The organism is Runella sp. CRIBMP, assembly GCF_009905605.1.
Classification (GTDB): Bacteria; Bacteroidota; Bacteroidia; order Cytophagales; family Spirosomataceae; genus Runella.
In genome coordinates this window covers 1-24,170 of record NZ_JAAAKZ010000032.1, presented here as the reverse complement: position 1 = coordinate 24,170, position 24,170 = coordinate 1, and the positions used below count along the sequence as shown (strand labels likewise).

The following is a 24,170-nucleotide window of genomic DNA, read 5'->3' as shown; positions in this document are numbered from 1 at the left end:
CAACCCCAAACCCGTGCCTTCACCCGTGGGTTTGGTGGTGAAGAAAGGCTGGAAGATTTTGGCTTTGGTGGCTTCAGACATACCTGTTCCGTTGTCACTGACCCGTATCTCAACCCAGTTCTCAGCAACATTTGTCGTGACCGTTACTTTGGGTTCATAATCGGCTTCTCCCTTTTTAGCACGCTCGTTTACGGCATAAAACGCATTATTGATTAGGTTCAATAAAACCCTGCCGATTTCCTGCGCAACAACCTCAATCTTTGGCAAGCCTTTATCCCTAATCAACTCATAATCAGACCCAAACCCTTTATCCTTAGCCCTCAAACCATGATAGGCGAGACGCAAATATTCATCCGCCAATTGATTAATATCGGTCAGTTCACGCTCGCCCGTCGATTGGCGAGAATGCTCCAACATGCCTTTCACAATGCTTGACGCACGCTTGCCGTGAAGGTTGATTTTCTTTTGGTTTTGAACTAAGTCACCCACTAAATCACTGACCAGTTCCTTGTCAATGTCCCGTTTTTCAATCTCTTCTTTGAGTTCCTGAGCTAAATCAACGCTCAATTCCGAGAAGTTATTGACAAAGTTCAATGGGTTTTGTATCTCATGGGCAATGCCTGCCGTGAGCTCGCCAAGGCTGGCGAGCTTTTCTTTTTGGATGAGTTGGGCTTGAGTTGTCCGTAACTCTGCAAGTGTATGCTCCAGTTTTTGTTTTTCCTCAACCAATCTTATGGCATTTTGTTCTTTAAGTTGCAAATCGAGGAAGCGGGTGTATGTGAGGTCAATTACTTTTGATAAACGCATCAATAAATCAAAATGATTATCACTCAGAGGCTCAAATGAGGAAAGCATAATGCAGCCAAAATTTTGAAAAGAAGCATTTAGTATAACACTTTTGACTGAACGCATATTATGTTTTACAAAATCGGGTAATTGTGATAAAGCATTTGCAAATTGATAATCATCCCATGTTTTTTTATTATTGCCTTCTAAAACGTATGACCATCTTTGTTCACGTTGTTGCCAACCTTTTAAAATTGCCAAATAAGGCGCATATTCATGGTATTTTACCAAAACCTTTAAAGGCATATCGGATGCGTCTGCACTCACCATCCACCAATGGGCATCTTTTGTGGCTTTATCAAAAGTCATAATGAAACCCCTATCTAATAGCATATTGAGTTTGGTACATTCGGCATAAATAAAACTTATCAAAGTATTGAGTTCTTCTGATGTATTCATCGCCATTGCACGGCTGCGGATGCGCTCAAGAGCGGCTTCTATCTTTGCTTCTCTTGCCTGAGTTTCTGCTTTTTTAAGTTCCAAAAAACGTGTGTAGGTTTGTTCGAAAACAGCTGCAAATCTTTTGAATACATCGTGGAATTCAGGACAGGGTTCCAATGTAATAAACATCAGGTTACCATACGAGAAGTTTGCTATGTGATGTATCTGAGTTTCAGGCATGGGAAATCCTGCTTTAACTACCTCCTCGAAGTATGCTTTAAAAACAGGAATTGTCTTGATCAGGTATTGATAATACTCCTGCATTCTTTCACCACGCATTTCTACTACATAAAATGACTCATTATTCTTTTTTGACTCAAGGAAATCAATAAAATTAGCCTCTTCCGTTAATGGAATTTTAAATGCAGGATTTATACCACTGCCATCATGAGTACTCATCCATGCATCACATTCTTGCTCTCCTTGTTCCCATATATTATACCCACAGCTGTATGCTGGTACACCCAATGCTTTTACTTGTTGGAACAATAGTGCAGCTGCATCTTTCAGATCCTCATTTGTCAGATTCTCAGTTGTTTGCATCGCCATTGTTCTTGCACGAACCCTTTCCATTGCCAGTTGAATTTGGGATTCACGTGCCTGGGCTTCGGCTTTTTGCAAGTCAAGAAAACGAGTATAGGTTTGTTCAAATACCTTACCAAAGCGTTTGAATATGTCATGTATTTCGGGTACAGGCTCATACGTAATAAACATCAAGCTTACTTTCGCTCCAAACACAAAATGGTTATATTGATGTGATGGAAACTGAAACCCATCTTGTAACATTTTTTCATATTGTTTTTCATCGCCACTCAGTTCTGAGTAAAGTTGTTTGATTAAATCTCCTTCTAGATACTGCACAAGAAATTCTTCTCCTCTTTTCTTTGCCTCACTTATTTCAACAAATACGGAAAACGCAGTTGCGTTTACTGTGTAAGGTTCTGCGAAACCGCCAAATGGGCTTGTGAGGTAATCCACATAAGAATTGTTGTCTTCACTCCAGACATTGAAACCTGCCGTCCAGAGTTTAACACCCATATCGGTTACCTGTTTGAATAATACGCCTGCTACTTCAGTCAACTCATTACTTTTTTGCATCGCCATGGTTCGGCTGCGTACCCGCTCCAACGCCGCCTCAATTTCTAAATCACGGTTTTTGTTTTCGAGTTGAACTTGGGTTACTTTAAGGTCGGTCAAAGTATTGCTCAATACTTTATTGGCTTTCTGCTTTTGGCGATTATTTCTGTAAAGAATAAAACCTATTAAAAGCGTGACTGCCAAGCCCGCCAGAAGTGCGTATTGTTTTAACTGAGTTTGATAGGCCACTCGCTCAACTTCCCGCTGACGTTGACGGTCTATTTCATCAACAATTGTTTTTTGTAATGCCTGTACTTTTTTTGAACCATTTATCTCCTCATTAGTGGTGTAGGCGATTTTTTGATATTCGTATGCCTGCCTTATATCTCTTGATTCATAAAGTTCGGCCAATAAACGGCTGTTGCGTAATATACCGTCTTTAAAATCAATAATTTGCGACTCAGCAAGGCCTATTTTTGAGTAATAAATTGCAGAATCTGGCTGATTCACGTCTTTAAAATAGGTGGCAAGGGTATTATAAACAATGCTCGCTGTTCGATGGTCATTGTTCTGTTTACAGAGTTGAATGGCTTTGTGGGAATACTCCATCGCTTTTTGATGATGCCCCAACAAAAATTCGATTTGACCTATACTGCTCAGAATGCCCGGAAGGTATCTTGCATTGCCATTCTGCTTTAAATTTTCAACCTTGCGTAAGTAGTAGGATGCTGAATCTAACTGTTTTCGTTCCTGATAGACACTACCGATATTTGTTAGAATTGTAATAGCATTAGCCACTTTCTCTTTTGAATTCGGTACCAATTGATTTGTCTTTAAAGCCTGCTGGAAATAGCTCATACCCTTCATATTATCATCTATATCTCGAAAAAGTACTCCCAAAAGATTCAGGCATCTAACAGATTCGTTGTAAAACCGATTTTCTTCGGCAATTTGTAAGCCATTATAAATCAAACTCAACGCTTTAGGCAGGTCACCAATAATCCTGTATGTAGCACCCAAACGATGAAAAGCTTGTACTTCTCCTCTTGGAAATTTTAGTTTTTGAGCTAATGTCAAGGCTTGTTGTCCATAAAATTGAGCAGAATCGGGATTTATGTTACGGTACTGATTACACAATTCTGCCATAATCAACACCCGATTGGTGTCATGCTTAGCGATAGCAAGCTCATGCTTTAAACTATCAATTTCTTGACGGCTTTGGGCAAAGCAAAAGCTCCCTGAAAGTAACGCCATCAAGAAGCTCCGAAGGAAGATTTTCATTGTCAGGGTATGAGGTTTAGAAGGGTAAAATGTCAAAATATCTCAGGCTTTAGCGTCAGATTTACCCGAAACTTCAAATTCTTATGCTTTTTTACTGCGATGAATTAAGTGAATGTTCATCTTCAATAATGAGTTTTCAACTAATGTTTAAACTATTAATCTACTCCAAATACTACCTCTAATAGATATACCGTTTTAAAAGATAGCAGTGGCCTATCTGCTATCCTTGTTGGTGAGCTGGGGTGTTATATCGTTAAGACGATACAAATCGTACATAAACAGGTCCTTTAAAAATTTTAATGCTATACTCGCCGCACCTCTAACTAAGAAAAAAATCAGCGGCTGCCCTTTGGAGCGGAGGTCTTTTTTGAGATTTCCCATAATAGCAGAGGTTATAAACTACTCCAATTGTACGATGTTTAAATCTCATTTCCAAACAGTTACCCACAACCTATTACACAAAATTTAATATAGAAAAAACGATACAGTTTTCTTGGAAAGATACCGATTCCCTGTATTTTTGGGGAGATTCTTACAAATCGCGACGTTTTGTCAATGCAGGAAGGCTTTTCTCGTCAATCACCCCTAATGTACCGTCGTAATTCATTGCCACGCCAAATAATACTCCTTTCATCCGAAAAATAAATGTTCCGAAAAGGCTTTACGATTTCCTTTTAAAAGGAGGAAAAATCAGTTAATTTTACTTTAAAGTATGTCTTTACTCCCCTACCCTTTTTATTAAACATTTGCCATTTGCTAAACCTGATTGGACCTACTTTACGCTTTATGAAACTTCAAAAACTCTTATTCATTTTTTGGGCTTCTATCACGTTTACGGGCCAGATTGAAGCACAGGAAGAACGCGGCCAAAAAGTGGAAAAGGCCAACATGGCCCCAAAAACAGTGGGACAAACGTGGGCGGTGATTGTGGGTGTGTCGCAATATCTTCACATCAATTCACTCCGATTTGCTGGCGACGACGCCCTTGCTTTTTATAATTTTCTAACGTCTCCCGCAGGAGGCTCAGTACCCGAATCCAACATTCAACTTCTGCTAAACGAAAAAGCAACCTTAGGGCAGGTTGACCGGGCCATGGGAAACCTGCTGGATTTTGTTAAGCCCAACGACCGCGTATTTTTGTATTTTTCGGGGCACGGCGACCAAGAATCCCGCACCATTGCCCAACGAGGCTTTTTGCTTACCCACGATTCTTACAGTAGCAATTATAATTCCACGGCCTTTGCGGTACTTTATCTACAGGATTACATTGCCACCCTCTCAACCAAAAATCACGCTCAGATATTATTATTCTTAGATGCATGTCGGGCAGGAAAGTTAGCGGGGAATGAAATCGGCGGGGTCCAGCTCATGGGCCAACAATTGCTCAAACAGGTAGCCAATGAAGTGAAGTTTATGGCGTGTCAGGCCAATGAATTATCGTTGGAAGGATACCAATGGGGAGGTGGCCGCGGGCTATTTAGCTATCACCTCATACGCGGAATGCAGGGACTAGCCGATACCGACGGCGACAAAACCGTTACCCTACGTGAATTGGAACGCTATCTGGAAGACCGCGTTACTGCTGAGGCCGCCCCTAATCCACAAAACCCTCTTTTGATCGCCGCCGACAAATCACTGCCCATCGTCAAGGTAGATGCAGCCACGCTAGAATCAGTCCGTAAAAACGTACCGCCACCGCTCTTTGCCGCAGTACAGGGCCGAGGCGTAACCCAAACTATTTTAGAAGAGGCGGAAACTGACGTCAAAAAACTGTACACTGATTTTCAGGAAGCAGTCACCAATAAACAATTACTCGATGTGCCCAACGCCGCAGAGGGTTATTTTGAAAGATTACTTGCGGCTCCTTCCATCAAAGACATGCACCCTTTCATTAAGCGGGAGTTTGCGGCAGCCTTGCTGGAAGAATCATCAAAAGCATTTACGGGTCTTTTGGAAAACAGAAACGCTCCTGAAGTGACAAGTGCTTACCAAAAAAACATCCGATATTTAGAAAAAACGTACCTAATTTTGGGGCAATCCCACTTTTTGTATCCCAATCTTCGGGCGCGGGTTTCTTATTACAAAGGCTTAATCGCAGAACCAATCAATGCCGATGCCGCCTTGTTGAACTTTCGTCAGGCCCTCGACGCCGACAGTACGTTTGCTCCTGCCTACAACGACGCAGGTCGTATCCTGTACTTGAAAAAGTCGTACAAAGAAGCACAGCAAGTATTTGAAAAAGGAATTCAATTCGCCCCCAACTGGAGCTTTTTACACGTAAATTACGGCATGGCGCTGGCCGCCCAAAACAAACGAGCCGAAGCAGAAGCCGCGTACAAAAAAGCCATAGAATTAAAATCTGACGACCCCGTAGTCTACAAAAACTACGGCAACCTCCTCTCGACTCAAAACAAAGCAGAAGCCGCTGAAGAAGCTTACAAAAAAGCCATTGAGTTAAAAACCAGCGACGCCGAAACGTATAATAATTATGGTATGCTACTCAACGCAAAAAAGCGGTACAACGAAGCCGAGAATGCGTACAGAAAAGCCCTTGAACTTCAGCCCAACTACGCCACCGCTTATAGCAATTATGGGATTGTCATGGCCGTCCAGAACCGCCCCGCAGAAGCCGAAACGGCGTTTCAGAAAGCTATCCAACTAGACCCCAACGATGCCCAAGCGCATTTTAATTATGGCATATTATTGGTTTCCCAAAACCGTCAGGCAGAGGCCGAAAACGAGTATAAAAAATGCATTGAATTAAACCCCAACGATGCCTTCGTTTACAATAGCTACGGTGTTTTATTGGCGGCTCAAAACCGTTTTGCGGAGGCCGAAAATGCCTATAAAAAATACTTTGAGCTTAACCCCACCAACTCCGTTGTGTACGGAAATTACGGCAACTTGCTGGCTCGACAAGGCCGACAAAATGAGGCCGAAGCCGCCTACCGGCGCTCTATAGAACTCAACACCAACGATGCCAACGTCCACAAAAATTACGCGGTGTTACTCAAAAATTTAAACCGCCTTACCGAAGCCGAAATCGAGTACAAACGTGCCATTCAGCTCAATACCATCGATTCGGAAGTGTACAAGAACTACGGAATGCTGCTCAGTGCGGGCAATCGGCCAGAGGAAGCGGAAGTGATGTATAAAAAAGCCATTGAGTTCAACCCCAACGATGCCTACATTTACAACAGTTACGGCATTTTGTTGGCGGCCCAAAATCGTTTTGCCGACGCCGAAGCTGCTTATAAAAAATCCATTGAATTGAACGCCATAAACGGTCTGGTTTACAGCAATTATGGAAATTTACTTTCCCGCCAAAACCGTTTTGAAGAAGCCGAAACTGCCTATAAAAAAGCCCTTGGGTTTACACCCAACGATGCCAATTTTCACAATAATTATGGCAACCTGCTGGAAAGGCAAAATAGACTAGCGGAAGCCGAGGCTTCTTACAAAAAAGTAATCGAACTCAATCCCGCTTATTTCCGCGCTTACTATTATATAGCCACCATCAAAGCCCGTCAAAAGCTTCCTTTTGAAGCCATTGAATGGCTAGGCAAAGCCCTAGAAAGAGGCTATACCAATTTTGACAGTATCAGCAAAAATCCCGATTTTGACTACCTTAGAGAAATGCCCGAGTTTACGGCACTCATTGGACGATTCCGAAATAAATAACCCTTTTTATGAAAAGTTACTTTTTCCTTTTTCTGTTTGCCCTTTCCCCTTTTATCAGCCGCGCCCAAAAGCTGCACCTCATTCTGGCCTCAGACTATGAGAACAAAGATTTTGGGATGATAAGCCTCAAGGATGAAGAGATGGTAAGCACCATGTTTAAAAAAATCAGTACCCAAATCGGATATCATTTACAAACCGTTTATGTAAACCGAAAAGTAGATGGACTTACCGAAAAAGCGGTCAGAAATGCGGTCAGCGATACCTCCATTCACCCCAATGACATTGTCGTTTTTTATTACTCTGGCTTTGGCACCTACCCCGACAACAGCACTTTGCCTTCGATGCAATTAGACAATCCCGGTTTATTTAAACTTGAGAAACACAGTCTGGTATCGATTGATGAAGTGGCCGCTATCCTACAAACCAAAAGACTCCGACTCGGTATTGTGATGGCCGATTGCCGAAACAAAATGATTGACCGCTACCCCACCCCCCTGCCCAGAAATACAATTGTAAAACATGACCGCAGCAAAGAAATTCTAAAAAAACTGTTTCTCGGCGAGCCTTGCCGTATCCTGAAAATATCCAGCGGACAAAAGGGTAAACCAGTCTTTACTATCCAACGAAATTCGGTCTTTACTTACTCGCTTACCGAGGCTTTTGAGGATATGTTGTACGCCAAAAACCTCAAAGAAGTCACCTTAAACAATCTGTTGGCAAGAATTAACAAAATTACGAAATCATTTATCCCCGAATACGCGGGCTTGAGTCAGGTACCGGTAAGTTGTCGTCCCGCTGCCGTCAAACCGGTTGTCAAAGCTACCCGATAATCTCCTCAAAGTCAATCGTATGGATTCAATAAAGCACCTCTCCCTACTCACGTTTTTGTGGATGCTAGGCCATACCACACTGCACGCCCAAGGACTGAATTTCAACGATACTTCGTACAATAATGTCCTGAAAAAAAAATCGAGCCTGGTGGTCAACGAAGACGGACTCCCCCTCAAAGTGGATTTATCGATGTATGTACCTTCGGTTCTCAACCAAGGGTCGCTCGGTACCTGCGTGGGATTTTCGACGGCCTACTACATGCGTACCATATTAGAAGCCAAACGGCTCAATATTACCAACAAAGACTCGATAGATGCGCTGCGTTTTTCGCCCTCTTTTCTTTACAACGCCATTAAATCCCCCAACGACGACGCGTGTAAAAAAGGGGCAGAGGTAGCCAATGCCCTTGAATTTTTGAAAACCAATGGTGTAGCCCGGCTCGCCCAACAGGGCTACCCCGATTGTACGCCAATGACCTCACTCCAGCCAGCGGCAGAATCCAAAATCATGGATTATATCCGCCTTTTTGGGTTGAACGACCGGCAAGAAGACATCGTGGTCGCGACCAAGAAGGCATTGGCCGAAGGAACCCCCGTCGTTATTGCGATTCAAACTACTCCTTCGTTGGACGAACTGGGTTTTTGGCACAAACTCTGGATGCGCATTTTGCGGTTTTTTGGCATTGGTTCGGGCGACGAGTACGGCCTATGGGACCCTAACAAATCGGACAATTTACGCGGCGGGCACGCGGTTTGCGTGGTAGGATACGATGACAAAAAATTCGGAGGGGCTTTTCACGTCGTCAACAGCCGAGGGGAAGATTGGGGAGAAGATGGGTTTTTCTGGATTCGGTACGATGATTACACCAAGCACACCAAATACGGTTTTCAGGCGTATCTATCCCCCAACAACTATACGACTGAAGCCCTCCGCTCAGGCGATGTGACCATCGAACTGGCCAATTTACGCCCAGTAGAGCTTCCTTTTACGCGCCAGTCGCCCGAAGGAAACACCGCCGCCAATGAGCCACTGGTGGCCTATTCCCTCCGCGACCCTCAACAAACCGACACCGAATACAAATTCCGCATTAACGTAGATAAACAAACCTACCTGTATGTACTCGGTGCCAATGCCACCCAGCCCAGCGTTGATAAACTTTTCCCGATTGATTCCATCAGCCCAGTAGTTGGTGCCAACACCAAGGTATTTCTCCCCTCAGAGGAGCAGGTGTACGCACTCAATGAAATCACCGGGACAGAATCTTGGCTATTTCTGTTTTCTGATAAAGAAGTCAACATCGACAGTTGTATCACCGCCATGAACGGGCAAAAAGGCACTTTTACCCAGCGGGTGCAGAAGGTAATGGGCTCAAAATTATTGAATTACGAGCAAATTGACTACAAAACGAAGAAGATGGGTTTTGAGTTACGGGAAAAACATGAAGGGCAAATCGTCCCGCTGTTGATTACACTAGAACACGTCAAAAGGAGGGATTTATAGTGTCCCCCCTTTTATGCTATTACTTTTTACCCATTTTCGAACCTACCAAATAACCGACCACTAAGCCTATCACCACGCCGATAACTACCGACATCGGCTCAATGCTGCTACCTTCTCCTTCGGTCTCAATGTGTGCCTGAGCAAATGAAAGGTGTGCCGCTATCAAAAGAATACAAGTAATAAAAAAAGACTTATTCATAATGTAAGGGAGTTAAGTAATGGTTTAATGAACAGTTAAATATAATCAAAACGAACTATTTTTTTGCTTTCTTTTTCTCTTCTTCGGCAAATGATTTGATCGGTAATTTGACAATAAACGTAGCTCCTTCCCCTTCTACCGTCTCCACATCAATGGTACCGCCGTGGCCTTTGACCACGATGTCATAGCTGAGCGACAATCCCAGCCCCGCTCCTTCGCCCGTGGGTTTGGTCGTAAAAAACGGCTGAAAAATCTTACCCCGCACATTATCCGCGATTCCAGTGCCGTTGTCTTTTACGTGGATTTCAATCATATCCTTCCCTTTTTTCGTAATCACCGTTACGTTGGGTTGGTAAGTGGCCAATACCGCCATCATGCCGTCGTTTTGTTTACTGGTTTGGTTGGCTTTAAAATTGACTGAATAAAACGCGTTGTTACACAAATTCATCATAACCCGGCCAATATCCTGCGGTACAACGGTGATGTCGGGTAGATTTTCATCCGCCACAAACTCATAGGCCGAGTTGAAATTTTTGTATTTGGCTTTCATTCCATGAAACGCAAGGCGGAGGTATTCGTCAACGATTTTGTTGATGTTGGTGATGTCTGGCTCGCCCGTACCCGTGCGCGAGTGTTCGAGCATACTTTTCACGATGTCGCTGGCACGTTGCCCATGGGTGGTGACTTTCTGAAGGGTTTTCTCTAGGCTGCCCAAAAGCTCCATTTCTAAAATTTCATCCTCCTCGTTTTGTGCCTTAATATCAGGAGGTAATTCGCCCCCCGTTTGGACGGTGGCTACCGAATTGGTTCGAAGCTTGACTTCTTCTTTGATTTCCATCAGTTCTTGCACCATTCCGACGCTGATGTCGGCAAAATTATTTACGAAGTTCAGCGGGTTCTGAATCTCGTGAGCAATGCCCGTAGTAAGCTCGCCCAAGCTGGCGAGTTTTTCCCTTTGGATGAGTTGGGCCTGGGTATTTTTGAGAGTTTCGAGCGACGTCTGGAGTTGCTTCTTTTGGGTTTGAATGGCCTCTTTTTGTTTGTGCAAAAGCTCATTTGCCCGATTCTTCTGAATATTGTTCCGATAGAGAATCACCATCACAATCAGAATCACACCCATCACCCCAAACAAAAGGTACATTCGTCGCTGATTCTCAAACTCTTTTCGGGTGGCGCTCAATTCCTGTTGCCGCAATTGCTCATTTAAGCCTAAATTTTGAATTTGCTTTGTTTTTTCTTCACTAAAAATACTGTCTTTGGCCACCGCCGCCAGCTTAAAATAGTCGTAGGCCTGGGCTTTATCGTTTGATTCATACAACGACGCAAGCAGCATTCCTGCTTCGTAGATATACTTCGTATTGTTGACTTCCTGACTCAGCGCCAAGGATTTTTTGGCGTAATACTGACAAGAATCCAAACGTTTTCGTGCTTTAAAGACCTGCGCCATCTCAAAATACGTTTGGCTTAGTAGTCGATTATTATCAGCGGCTTTCAGGTAAGGTAAGGCCGAACGATAGTACTGAAGCGACAACGGATAATTCCCCATTCGGTTGTAAATATTACCCAGATTCATCATCAATACAGGCACATTGCTACTTTTACGCTTGACGGCCATCTCGTAAGCCGCTTCAGTATAAAAACGCGCCGAATCGGTTTGATTCAGTAGGGCATAATCGGTCCCGAGATTTACCAATGAAATTTGAAGTAGGTTTTGGTCATTTATTTTTTCGGCAATGACTTTGGTCTTAAAGTAGTATTCAATGGCCTTTTTGGACTCTTTCTGTTCCGAATACAAAATCCCGATGTTGTTGAGGGTTCGCGCTACCCCTTCTTGGTAGTCAATTTTTTCCGCAATTTTCAAGGCGTTAAAGTGCATCTCCAACGCCTCGGCATAATTGCTCGTAAAGCGAAGAATAGACCCCAAACGGTTCATATTTCGGACTTTCCCCCGGGGAAAATTGATTTTTTCGGCTAAATCTAATCCTTCTTGAGAATACTGCATCGCAACCACTGGCTTTGAATACATCAACCGCAGACTCAGTTGGTCGAGCGTAAGCACCCGGGCCGTATCGGGCATAGGCTGAGCAAGGACTTTTTTTAGGCTGTCAACTGGACTTATTTGTGCAAAAGCAGCATTTACGAATAGGACCAAACACAATAAATGTGTTGAGGCAATCGCTTTCATTCTCATAGAATTAAGAGTTCATTACGAACAAAGATATAATAATATTTGAGATGAAATGTACCCTTTTAATAATCGGTGCAGGACAAATTTAGGCAACTTGGGTTTGCACATACCCATCAATCGGCCAAAAAAAGGCATTTACAAAAAAACGTCGGCGAGGCTTGAAGCCCCGCCGACATTCAGCAACGTACTGACTTTTAGTCTTATGATAAATAACTACTGATGCTCATCACATCGGCAAATACGCCCGAAGCGGTTACTTCTGCCCCCGCACCTGGCCCTTTGACCACCAAAGGGCGAGAATTGTAACGCTCGGTGGTAAACGACACGATGTTGTCGGCACCCGAAAGGGAATAAAAAGGATGGTCGGCATCGACGGTGCGCAACTGAAGCGTAGCTTTGCCGTTTTCGAGCGTAGCGATGTAGCGTAATTTTTCTCCTTTTTCGGCCGCCGCTTGCAGCAAACCCGCAAAATGCGCATCAGAATTTTCTAATTCAGTAAAGAAATCAGCAACGGTTGGAGCTTGAAGACAATTATCGGGTAAGATTGGCGCAATCTGAATGTCGCTCATTTCGAGTCCAACGCCCGTTTCACGGGCCAAAATCAGGATTTTACGCGCTACGTCGAGGCCACTCAAATCGTCGCGCGGGTCTGGCTCGGTGTAGCCTTTTTCTTTGGCCTCACCCACAATATCAACAAATCGGGTTCCCGCCACAAAGCTGTTGAAAATGAACGACAGTGTACCTGATAAAATAGCTTCAATTTTGACAAATTTATCCCCGCTCGCCATCAATCCCTGAATGGTGTTGATGATAGGCAAACCTGCGCCCACGTTGGTTTCGTACAAAAACTTAACTCCCTTACGCACTGCCGTTTGCTGCAACCGTCGATACTCCGCGTAGCTGCTCGAATTGGCCACTTTGTTGGGCGTCACAACCGACACGCTGGCGTCGAGCAAAGGGTGATAATAATGGATAATGTCCTTGTCGGACGTGCAATCAATGAATACACTGTTGGGTAAGTTGAACTCCCGAATACGCTGCACAAACGCTGGCAAGCTCGTGGTTTTGCCGTTTTCGTCCAGTTCTTCCTTCCAATGGGTCAGGCTGATGCCCTCAGGATTGAGCCACATTTTTTTGCTACGGGCCAAGCCTACCACGTTGACTTTCAGCAATTTCTCTTTGGCTAAATAGTCTGACTGTGCCGAAAGTTGTTTCAAAAACGTACTCCCAATCAAGCCCGTTCCGACAATAAACAGGTTCAACGTTCGTACTTCCGACTGAAAAAACACCCCATGAATGGCATTAAGCGCCTTGGAAAGGTCATTTTTCTGAATAACCACCGAGATATTCAACTCCGAAGAGCCTTGGGCGGTGGCGATAACGTTGATACCGTTTTTGCCAAGCGCCGTAAATAATTTCCCCGAAACACCCGTACTACGACGCATTCCTTCGCCCACAATGGCGATAATAGAAACGTTTTTTTGAATCTGAATTCCATCACGGTCAATATCGCCGGCACTGATTTCAGGCGCAAAAGTTTGGTCCAAAACCTCCTTGGCGCGGTCAGCATTTTTGGGGTCAATGGCAAAACAAATCGAATGTTCGGACGACGCTTGCGAAATCAAAATGACGCTGATTTTATGCCGCGAAAGCGCCGAAAACAAGCGCGCCGACACGCCCGCTACACCAATCAAACCGCTGCCTTGCACGTTGACTAGGGCAATGTCATCAATGGAGCTGATGCCCGTGATGGCAAAAGGCGTTTCATCGGATGTCGTATGAACGGTGGTTCCTTCCGACGCTACGTTGAAGGTATTCAGCACCTTAATCGGAATATTCTTAACAAATGCGGGCTGTAAGCTCGGCGGATAAATCACTTTGGCCCCAAAGTGACTCAACTCCATGGCTTCCGCGTATGTAATGGTCGGAATCGTAAATGCGGTAGAAACCTTGCGAGGGTCGGCGGTCATCATCCCGTCTACGTCGGTCCAGATTTCAATCACGTCGGCGTCGAGTGCCGCCCCAAAAATGGAGCCCGTATAGTCAGAGCCACCGCGTCCGAGCGTGGTTGTAATCCCTTCGGCCGTGGAGGCAATGAAGCCCGTGATGCACTGCATCGCATCGGTTCGGGCAAAATGGGCCAAAATTTGCGCATTTGTCACCTCAAAATCCACTTCGGCGTAGCCAAAATGATCATTGGTGCGTATCAGGGTGCGGGCGTCGCAAAACTCCGCTTTTACACCCCGGGCTTTGAGGGCTTCGGTAATGATGGTTGTTGAAAGACGCTCCCCGAAAGACATTAACAAATCAAGCGTTCGGGCGGACAGTTCCCGAATCAGCGATATACCTTTCAGTAAATCTTCCAATTCGTTGACCAATCCGCGCACTTTGGCGATAGAACTACTTTGATTTTTGATGTCAATTAAGCCACGAATGGCCGCAAAGTGGCGTTCTTCAACGGCTTTGAGCGCATCAAAATACTCGACATTCCCTTTGGATGCCATGCGGCCTATCTCAATCAGCTTGTTGGTTACGCCGCCCATCGCCGAATACACCACGGCAATGCGCTCACCTTTGGCAATATTATCTTGTAAAATCTGAATGACCTGTTGGATACTTTCGACTGTGCCGCACGAAGTGCCGCCAAATTTGAGGACTTTCATTCTAAAAAAATTTGTAAACGGCTCATCACCGCAATTTTAAGGTGGCGTGACGACTTTCTTAAAGCTAAACTCATCACTTAGGCTGCAAAGATAGCGGGGAGAGGCTATTTTTACAGTAAACTCATGACTTTTATCGTATATACGACGGCTGATTTTCTATTTTATGGTTCGTGTAAAACAAAACAGCGGGGCTCTGCCCCGCTATTCCTTGATAAAATATGCCAATTTTTTAATTGTCGGTCGGTTATACGTCGCAGTTTGCAGCTGACTGACGCTTGCGTTTATAGATTCTTTGCTTTTAGCTGCTTCACGGCATAGTCGGTGGCACGGGCCGTGATGGCCATGTAAGTCAAAGATGGATTTTGCGTAGACGTAGAAGTCATACATGCTCCGTCGGTGACAAAGACGTTTTTGCAGTGATGGAGTTGATTCCATTTATTCAATTGCGACGTTTTGGGGTCTTTTCCCATCCGAACGCCGCCCATTTCGTGGATGTCGAGGCCAGGGGCTTTGCTAGGCACGTCGTTGGTGCGGATGTTGGTAAAGCCCGCCAACGTCAACATTTCGGTCATTTGTTCGTGAAAATCTTTCACCATTTTGTCGTCGTTATCATCATACGCTACTGACACTTTCAGGAGCGGAATGCCCCATTGGTCGGTCAGGTTTGAATCAAGCGTCACGTAATTGCTCTCTTTCGGAATGGTTTCGCCCATCATCCAAGAGCCCACGCGCCAATTTCCGTATTTCGGTGTTGCCAGATTTTCTTTTAAGGTTTCGCCCATGCTTGACGTATCGCGAGATACGGCCCGTTCGCCCGAAAACCCTGCCGCATAGCCCCTCAGAAAATCAACTTTATCTTGCTGAAACACATTCCGAAAACGTGGAATATAACTACTACCAGGACGTTTTCCTTCCGTAACGGTATCCAAAAGTCCTTCATATTCACCCGAAATAGTGGTTCGGAAGTTGTGAAACGCCACGTATTTACCCAACAACCCGTTGTCGTTGCTCAACCCGTTTGGAAAACGATTGGATTTGGAATTCAACAAAATCAAGTTGGTATTGAGCGCCGAGGCATTCAGAAAAATAATTTTGGCGTAATATTCGACGGCCTCTTTGGTATGGGCATCAATAACGCGTACTCCCGTTGCCTTGCCCAGTTTTTCGTCATAAATCACCGAATGCACTACCGAATCAGGCCGCAAGGTCATGTTGCCCGTCCGAGCAGCCCAGGGTAGAGTCGACGCATTGCTGCTGAAATACCCGCCGTATGGACACCCACGCACACACAAATCCCGCTGCTGACACTGCGCCCTACCTTGCTGATAATGAATGGGTTTTGGCTTGGTTAGATGCGCACATCGACTTACAATAATGGGGCGTGCTCCTTTATAATGTTGCGCCATTTGTTGGCTAAAATGCTTTTCTACACACGACTGCTCAAACGGCGGCAAAAATTCTCCGTCAGGCAATTGGGCTAAGCCATCTTTGTTTCCTGAAATCCCCGCAAACGTCTCAACGTGGCTGTACCAAGGTGCCAACTCTTCGTAGCGAATGGGCCATTCCACCGCAAAACCATCACGGGCGGGGCCTTCAAAATCGTACTTCGACCAGCGCTGCGTTCCGCGCGCCCACATCAGCGACTTGCCACCCACATGATAGCCACGAATCCAGTCAAAAGGTTTTTCCTGCACGTAAGGATGCTCGGCATCTTTCACAAAAAAATGCGCCGACTCTTCTTTAAAAGCATAACAGCGGCTCGCAATCGGGTTGGCATCTTTGATGGCTTTGGGCAACTGCCCCAAGTGGTCAAACTCCCACGGATTCATCATCGTAGTGGGGTAATCGGTCACGTGTTTGACGTCTCGCCCGCGCTCCAAAACGAGGGTTTTGAGCCCTTTATCGCACAATTCTTTGGCCGACCAGCCGCCGCTAATGCCCGAGCCTACCACAATGGCGTCGAAGGTGCGGTCTTTGATAGAATCAATATTTAAGTAAGACATATCTGATTTTGAATTTCTTTATAAAACGAAAATCGGCTGGAGAGTTACTGAAATTTGAAAAAATATTTATACAGTTCAAAAGGATACTCTCTACAAACGACTGTTCATCTGAGGGGTTTCCTAAATACTAATGTAAACGTACCGCTTCGAGGAAATCCGCAATCCGGTGGAAGTGGTTTGCCTTCATTTTCAATTGCGAAACAGCTTCGTTATCCGTGTGAAAGAAGTTATCTATGAATATACTTCTTCCACACGAGATTATTTCCGGTTCATACAATACCGGTTTTAGAAGAAAGTAGAAGAAAAAACTCGGTCATTCTTCCTTATTGTTGTTGCCTAACTTTGTAATAATCCATTTTTGGAAAGTTAGTGGCTACAATACAAGACGTTTTGTCTTTAGGCCGCTCGGTGTCGGTATGCTTTTTACTGCTGAAAAAGGACGGAATTGGCGGCCTTTTTAATAATTCTTAGCTCCTGTTCAAATTGTGCCAAGTCAGGCATCGGATAACTTCCGCCTCTGGATGCATCGGGCCATATTGGCCAACCGGCTTTCCATATCTGTCCGCAGACGCTTTTTAAATGTTTTGCGGCATATTTTTCTCTGACACCCGGTCCGGCACAAGCATCTACAGGGACCAATTCGGAGTTGTGTTGTATTAAAATCAGCGTCGTGGTAAATAATGGGCGATAGCTCCTTTAACATTCGATGGTAACAATTAGGGGTATGTTATTGTAATCGCACGTTAGACGAGACCGGTTGAATTACTAATAAGTACAAGAGGCAATGAAGGAAAGCATAGCCTTCACTGCCTCTTGTACAGTCGTTTTTTGGGCTGTCTTTTTCCTCAAAAAACCAATTACGGTTATCATTGCACTATACCAAAAGAGTATAACAGCAGCAGCTTTTCTTCTCGTTGTTACGTATAGGCAGTATTGTTATTTATTTGGGTTGGGCTTTTGCTAATGCTTTTATTTTTCCGGGAGTAATATTTTGATATTTTTTGAATACGACGACAAACTTTGTGGGAGTAGTGTATCCTAATGCTTCGGATAGTTGCGTTACAGAATACTTCCCGCTTTCCAACAACTGTTTTGCCTGTTCCATTTTATATTTTATACAGTACTTGTGAAAAGGCAGGCCATACATCCTCTTAAATATTGCTTTAAATGTAGCGGGGCTTATGTTTAATGCAGAAGTGATGGTTTCAATGGAGGGCAGTTCAGCAGAAATATGAGCAGTAATTTGTTGGTGTATCACCTTTATAGCGGCTTCTAAATCACTGCCTTTCTTCAAAGGTTTCCTTGTAAAAGAATCTTTATCAAAAGCCAGAACGTCCTTTTTACCTTCCAAATCCTTCTCGTATTTAACAAAGGCGTTATTATCTTGAAAGCAGCTGAATGGAATCCTGTTTTGAATGAGAAAATCAATAATTTTAATTGAATATTCTTTTGCAATATTAATATTCAACGAAGACTCTTCCGGATAGTCAGGAAATGAGTTGAAAGGTCGAGATTGGGATGAATTCATAAGTGTCAGTATTTCAAGGTAGGGTCAATGGTTAAGTGTATTACTATTGTAAAAAGATGCACTTATATTTTCTTTAAAAAATCGGCTAATTGTTCTTCTTCAGGCAAGTGAAGCTTCTTCTTGATTCTTACCCTTGAGAGAGTTACGCTTTTTGGCGCAACTCCCAATATCTGTGCTACCTGCTTAGGAGTTAAATTCATCTTTAAGTAAGTACAATGTTTTAAATCAAGATCAGTGAGTTGGCTGTTTCGTGTTTTAAGTGTTTCAAAGAAACAGGGTGATACCAATTCAAAGTGTAATTTAAATTTATTCCATTCATTATCTATATTCAAATCCTTTTCAAGTGTTTTTATAATTGATCGTGTTTGGTCTTTGATGAGATCAGGGTTAACATGGTCTATTTTTTCAATATCTTTTTTTAGATTTTTCAGTACGTCATTATGTTGGCTTAATTGCAAAGTAGACAATGCTGATTTACGCTGTTCAAACTCAATTTCCTGTTGAAGTTTTTCTTCATTCACTTTGGCTAATTGCTTCATTAACAAACTATTTCTATGTGATAGCTTAACGAAGATGAGAATTGAAATGACAATACAAATAAATATTGCGACAGAAAGTCGAAATCGAACTTGTGTTTCTTTGATTTCCAATTCCTTTTTAGCCAATTCATAATCAGTACGCTTTTGTACAATAAAAAAAGTCCTTTCGGTTGAAAATATCGAATCTCTCAATTTAATAGACTCTTTATTGACCATATAAGCATTTTTATAATCTTTTACTTCAAAATAATATTTAGACAATAAATTATAGGCCCATACTTTAGTAGATTGATATTTAGCTTTTGCCAAAAAAGCACGGTAGTTGTCACCTGCTTCTTTGTATTTTTTTTGACTTAAATAAACTTCAGCCAATACACTTTCAAGAATTTCAGGATTGTGTGGATGTGGGTGCATCTTATAACATTCTTTTGCTTTTAAAATTGCAGCTTCGGCATCTGAAAAACGCTTTAAATGATTAAGTATTACTCCTTTTTGATAATAATAACCTCCACAATTTATTGGCGAAAAACGTTCACCTATCCTGATAGCTTCATTAATGTATTGTAATGCTTTTTTAGGTTTTAATTCATTCTCGAATACTACGCTTAGGACATTAAGTGCTTTGCTTTCCTCCCAAATTAATTTATTTTTTCTACTTAGATAAAGCGATTTAGAAAGATTATATTTCGCATTGTAATAGTCTCTTATTTCATAGTAGTAGCACCCGAATAAATAATAAAACCGTGAAATCAATGCAGGGTCAAATGTATATCTTTTAGATTCTAACAAAAGCTCAACTTTCTCAAGATAATTTAATGCTGATTTATAATTTTCTGTTATTTCTATTAAAATCAGGTACAAATGTATTTGCTCATTATAAAAATGATTTCTACCTGCCAAATTTAAGTTTCGACTTGCATAGCTTACCGCTAATGAATCTTCATTCCAATAATGATACAGCTCTGCATAATCTATGGCTGCGTTTACTTTGACAAAAGTTGAGTTGGGAAACTTCCGCTCAAGATTACGTATCACGGTAAAAGCTTTTGATGAATCTACCTGTATGTATTGATTCAGCGTTTTGTCGGATTCAATACAGGCACGTCTAATTTCTTCATGGATCGGGTTTTGTTCTGATTTACATCCAAAACACCACAAAAGCACAAATAACAGACATAATTTACACTTTTTATACCCATTTTGGGATATGATAGCCATTTGTAACCCTACTTTTTTATCTCTATCCATTATAAACGACCAACTTTGTCACTGTTTGATTAATACTCTTTTGAGTACATAAGCAGTACTTCTCTCTATTACCTACGATGAAAATTTCAGCAATAACAGAACCTGTAACACCCTTACCGGTCTGCCCTCCCAATGTATTAAAAGGTGACTACGCAAAAATCATTGAAGCGCATCAAGCCATTATGGCTAACCTGTCGATGCCGATGCCTACAATTGCCGAGTTGGCACGTACATCCAATATGAGTCCTTCTAAATTCAGGAAATTGTTTCTTCAGATATATGGCAACAGTGTTTATCAATATCATCTTAATGCCCGTCTGGAATTAGCGAAAGAATTGTTACTTTCAAATCAATACAGCATCGTTCAAATTGCGTACAAGGTAGGGTTTAGCCGTTCACAAAGTTTTGCGAAAGCATTTCTTGCTCACACAGGCCAAACCGCAACAGATTATAAAAAGGATATACTTTACAAAACATTGAATCAATAACATACCCAAAGTAACAAACATAAAAAATTGTGTAGGGTATAGGTTTAGTTGTTTTTATGAGGCATCGTTACAATCAACTTTAAATCTGTGCGATTACACCAGTCCGTTTTTGATGCAAAAAGGCATTACATTTGCCTCATTGTCCGATTACTGCTTCTTTAATTATCCCTTTGGCAATTTTATATTAGATACCATAAAATACAATTTGTACCCAATAAATACTTGTCTTTTAAGTAATCGAATCCGTTAAATGTCATTTTGGATACATAGTAAAGCATTTCGGACACCCATCAGGCATAATTTTTGGTGTGCATCAGGATTCGTATTAACGCCCGAGATTGCACCAAAAAGGTGGATTTTGCTTTAAAGAAATCTATCTGCTCCCCATCAGTGGGTGTTATCCTACTTCTTTTCTGATAAGGTGACATTTCTGACTTATGGAATTATATATTTCTCAGGAAGTTGAGGGAGGCAGAAATGAATAAAAAAGCGCACCGAAGGCTCTTTTAGAATTTTAACGAGGCTTTTATGGACAAAAAAAACATTTTAGATACATTTTTGAGCATATTGGACACCTAATTAGGTATATTTTTTGCCACTATTTCGTATCACATTGTTACTAAATGTAATACAAAAATGATGGAAAGATACTTACCTAAATCAATTTGCTTAAACCGATTTTTGAGGAGGGACACTATTCTTAGGCTCTTAATGAGCACCGCACTTATAAGCCTATTAGCTTATTGTGCCAATGCCCAAGTATCCGGAACGGTGTTCAAAGACTTTAATATGGATGGTACTAAAGGTACGGCCTCTCCCAACTTAGATGTGGGTATGGCAGGCGTAGTTGTTAAGGCAACTAAACCGGACGGCACAGCCTTGACTGTCTCTTATACTGGTGGCGGTACATCTACCAATACTTCCGGTGCCTATACTGTAACAGGAGGCACTGCGGGGCAGATTCGATTAGAGTTTGTGATGCCCGACAGTTATACTTTTGCCTCAAAAGGAGCCGCAGGTGGAACAACCGTGATGTTTCCATCGGGGACAACTCAAAATTTAGCAGTAAATTATCCTGCCGATTATTGTGGCGTTACCGACCCTATGTTAGTCACATCCTGCTATGTGGGTAATAATGCTGCCGGTATGAATGATGTGTTGGTGAAATATGCGTACTCGTCATCAGGTCCATCACATTCAGCAAGTCATACTACCATTGGTGTAAAGAGCGAAATGGGATCTGTATGGGGAATTGCTTATGACAGACAAAAGCAGGATTTATTTGTTGGTGCTTTTGTGAAACGACATATTGCATTGAAAGATAATAATAGTGATGGAAAAGAAGATATTGGGGCAATATACATAGTACCAAGTAGTGGATCTCCCTCATTATGGTTAGATGTAACTACTTTGGGGGTTGATGTAGGTATGAGTTTAATGCCTACTATTGCAACAAGGGCTTTACCTGTACCGGTTACTACTTCAGACCTTGCAGCATCACACGATACACAATTATATTCACTTGTCGGAAAGATAGGGTTGGGAGATATTGAAATCTCAGACGATAATACCCAATTGTTTTTTGTAAATCTATACGATTCCAAAATTTATACGGTTGATATTGCCACAAAAGCATTAGTTGGTTCAGGTATCGCAGTTCCAAACTCCTGTACAGGAGGCAATGCTCGCCCATTTGCATTAACCTATCATAGAGGAAAACTTTATATCGGTTCTGTTTGCGATGCTGCTACTTCAAAGGTTGATGCAGATATGAAAGCTACTGTATATCGTTTAGATGGGACAACTTTCACCAGTGTTTTGTCGTTTCCGCTAAATTATACTAAAGGAGCGGCTTTTACCTGGGGGGGAGTTTATGGTAATAAATGGAATCCGTGGGAAGATTCTTTTTCAAATATTTCGGGGGGCATAAGCCCAACAGGCTTGAACCTTGTGTGTGAGCCACAGCCTATTTTTGCTGATATAGTATTTGATACTGATGAGTCATTGATTATGGTTTTCAATGACCGATTAGGACACCAAACAGGAACGGCAAACTATCAACCGAGTACCTCTGACACAAAACTCTATTATGGGCTTGCAGGTGGTGATATATTAAGAGCATCATTGGTATCAGGAGTTTATACGTTAGAAAAAAATGCCACTTCAGGCGGAGTAACTACTGCCGGGGCAGGTAATGGTCAAGGCCCCGGGACACCAACAGGTACAGGTTATACAAGCCCTTCCGGTGAATTTTATGTTGGAGATGATGAAAACAATGTGCATGAAGAAGTTGTAGGGGGAGGGGCTGCAATAGTACCAGGAAGAGGACAGGTAGTAACGCAAGTGTCTGACCCTGATCAAAACTATTTTGCAGGCGGCACCTATTGGTTTAATAATACGACCGGTGAGTATGACAAATCTTATGTAGTATTTATTGACCCTTCATTTGGACTGCAACCATGGCTATTCGGAAAAGCCAATGGCTTAGGCGATATGGAAGTAATGTGTAATAATGCACCCATTGAAATAGGTAACAGAGTGTGGGACGATACTGACAAAGATGGAATTCAGGACGCAGGTGAAGCAGGAATTCAAAATGTTTCAGTAACGCTTTGTGATAAAACCGGAACTCCCATTTCAGGTGCCACAGCCACAACAGATGCAAATGGAAACTACTTCTTTTCTTCGGCCTCGGGGACTAATTCAAGCTCTGCTAAATATGGGCTTAGTCTTACTTATAATACTGACTATATCTTAAAGTTTCCAACAACTTCTGGAACAAAATCTTTGACAAGTCCAAACCTTGGCGGCAATGACTTAGTGGACTCCGATGCTGCTGCTGATGGAAAAATAGCATTTACGACAGGTTACGCGGGAGAAAACAACCACAGTTTTGACGTAGGTTATTCGACCTGTACCAAACCTACTCTCGGTACAACCGTCACCACAGTAGCAGGAACGTGTACAGGTTCGACTCTCAACAACGACGCCACGGCTTCGCTCACCGTAACAGGTGGCGACAAAGCCGACATTGTAGAAGGAGCCACCTACGGCAGCGGCCCTGCTTACAATGCCGCCTCTAACAAAACCGTAACGGCTGGTTCAGTGAGTTTTACGGGCTTGAAGCACAACACCCAATACACCATCCGCGTGTGGAATGCCGATAATACTTGTTTTGAAGATAAGACCTTTACTACACCAACCAAAGATTGCAGTTGCACCACCCCCGTTTTGACAGATTTGACCAACCAGACGATATGCGTTGGCGGAAGTTTTACGCCTTCCAACGTGACGACGAGTGTCACCAACGGTGTGGCGGCAACTTACCTGTGGTACAACGACAACGGCACGGCCAACCCCACTACCACTGTCATCAGCGGTCAAAACACGGCTACACTCACAGCCCTGCCGACGGCAGCAGGGGTTTACAAATACCGTGTGGAGGCTACCAATACGGCAGACAACACTTGCAAAGCGAGCAAAAGCGTAACATTGACCATTACGGCCAATCCAGCTCCGACAGTAAACAGTCCTACGATATGTTCAGGTCAAACGGCTACCTTGACGGTTGCCAATTGTGCAGGAACAGTAACATGGTCAGGTGGCTTGACAGGCAACCCTGCTACGACCCCTGCCTTAACGTCTTCAACTACCTAC

The 24,170-nt window shown here is 43.0% G+C and carries 13 protein-coding genes; 5 read left to right on the top strand and 8 right to left on the bottom strand.

Features of this window, described 5'->3' with window-relative positions; genetic code table 11:
• Together GVN20_RS29890 and GVN20_RS29145 are read right to left on the bottom strand one after the other, a co-directional pair.
• The coding region (locus GVN20_RS29890) for an ATP-binding protein (protein WP_255455479.1) at positions 1-3,645 on the bottom strand (3,645 nt) is incomplete at its 3' end.
• 213 nt (positions 3,646-3,858) lie between these two features.
• Complete coding sequence (locus GVN20_RS29145) at positions 3,859-4,026, bottom strand: hypothetical protein (protein ID WP_166561725.1); 168 nt, start codon at positions 4,024-4,026, stop codon at positions 3,859-3,861.
• 405 nt (positions 4,027-4,431) lie between these two features.
• Between GVN20_RS29145 and GVN20_RS29140 the strand changes: the two genes are divergently transcribed.
• Genes GVN20_RS29140 through GVN20_RS29130 form a run of 3 tightly spaced genes read left to right on the top strand, consistent with a single transcriptional unit; the run spans position 4,432 to position 9,657 of the window.
• Positions 4,432-7,326, top strand: a complete 2,895-nt coding sequence (locus tag GVN20_RS29140) for a tetratricopeptide repeat protein (RefSeq protein ID WP_166561724.1) — start codon at positions 4,432-4,434, stop codon at positions 7,324-7,326.
• Positions 7,327-7,334: 8 nt separating this feature from the next.
• Complete coding sequence (locus GVN20_RS29135) at positions 7,335-8,156, top strand: caspase family protein (protein WP_166561723.1); 822 nt, start codon at positions 7,335-7,337, stop codon at positions 8,154-8,156.
• 19 nt (positions 8,157-8,175) lie between these two features.
• A complete protein-coding gene (locus GVN20_RS29130; protein ID WP_166561722.1) occupies positions 8,176-9,657 on the top strand; it encodes a C1 family peptidase in 1,482 nt (493 codons plus the stop codon).
• Between the two features lie 19 nt (positions 9,658-9,676).
• Here GVN20_RS29130 and GVN20_RS29125 read toward each other — a convergent pair whose 3' ends face one another.
• The 6 genes from GVN20_RS29125 to GVN20_RS29100 form a co-directional block, all read right to left on the bottom strand.
• Positions 9,677-9,856, bottom strand: a complete 180-nt coding sequence (locus GVN20_RS29125) for a hypothetical protein (RefSeq protein WP_166561721.1) — start codon at positions 9,854-9,856, stop codon at positions 9,677-9,679.
• A 55-nt stretch (positions 9,857-9,911) separates the two neighbouring features.
• A complete protein-coding gene (locus GVN20_RS29120; RefSeq protein ID WP_166561720.1) occupies positions 9,912-12,041 on the bottom strand; it encodes a tetratricopeptide repeat protein in 2,130 nt (709 codons plus the stop codon).
• Positions 12,042-12,244: 203 nt separating this feature from the next.
• Positions 12,245-14,707 (bottom strand): bifunctional aspartate kinase/homoserine dehydrogenase I, encoded by a 2,463-nt coding sequence (gene thrA / locus GVN20_RS29115; protein ID WP_166561719.1) that lies wholly within the window; start codon positions 14,705-14,707, stop codon positions 12,245-12,247.
• Positions 14,708-14,988: 281 nt separating this feature from the next.
• Complete coding sequence (locus tag GVN20_RS29110; protein WP_166561718.1) at positions 14,989-16,710, bottom strand: GMC oxidoreductase; 1,722 nt, start codon at positions 16,708-16,710, stop codon at positions 14,989-14,991.
• A gap of 940 nt (positions 16,711-17,650) precedes the next feature.
• On the bottom strand, positions 17,651-18,238 hold the full coding sequence (locus GVN20_RS29105) for an AraC family transcriptional regulator (protein ID WP_166561717.1): 588 nt from the start codon (positions 18,236-18,238) through the stop codon (positions 17,651-17,653).
• Positions 18,239-18,300: 62 nt separating this feature from the next.
• On the bottom strand, positions 18,301-20,025 hold the full coding sequence (locus tag GVN20_RS29100) for a hypothetical protein (protein WP_166561716.1): 1,725 nt from the start codon (positions 20,023-20,025) through the stop codon (positions 18,301-18,303).
• Between the two features lie 77 nt (positions 20,026-20,102).
• Here GVN20_RS29100 and GVN20_RS29095 point away from each other — a divergent pair, with 77 nt between their 5' ends.
• Together GVN20_RS29095 and GVN20_RS29090 are read left to right on the top strand one after the other, a co-directional pair.
• Positions 20,103-20,513: an AraC family transcriptional regulator gene (locus tag GVN20_RS29095; protein WP_114069238.1), complete on the top strand. Its 411-nt coding sequence runs from the start codon at positions 20,103-20,105 to the stop codon at positions 20,511-20,513.
• Positions 20,514-21,224: 711 nt separating this feature from the next.
• The coding region (locus GVN20_RS29090; protein ID WP_166561715.1) for an SdrD B-like domain-containing protein at positions 21,225-24,170 on the top strand (2,946 nt) is incomplete at its 3' end.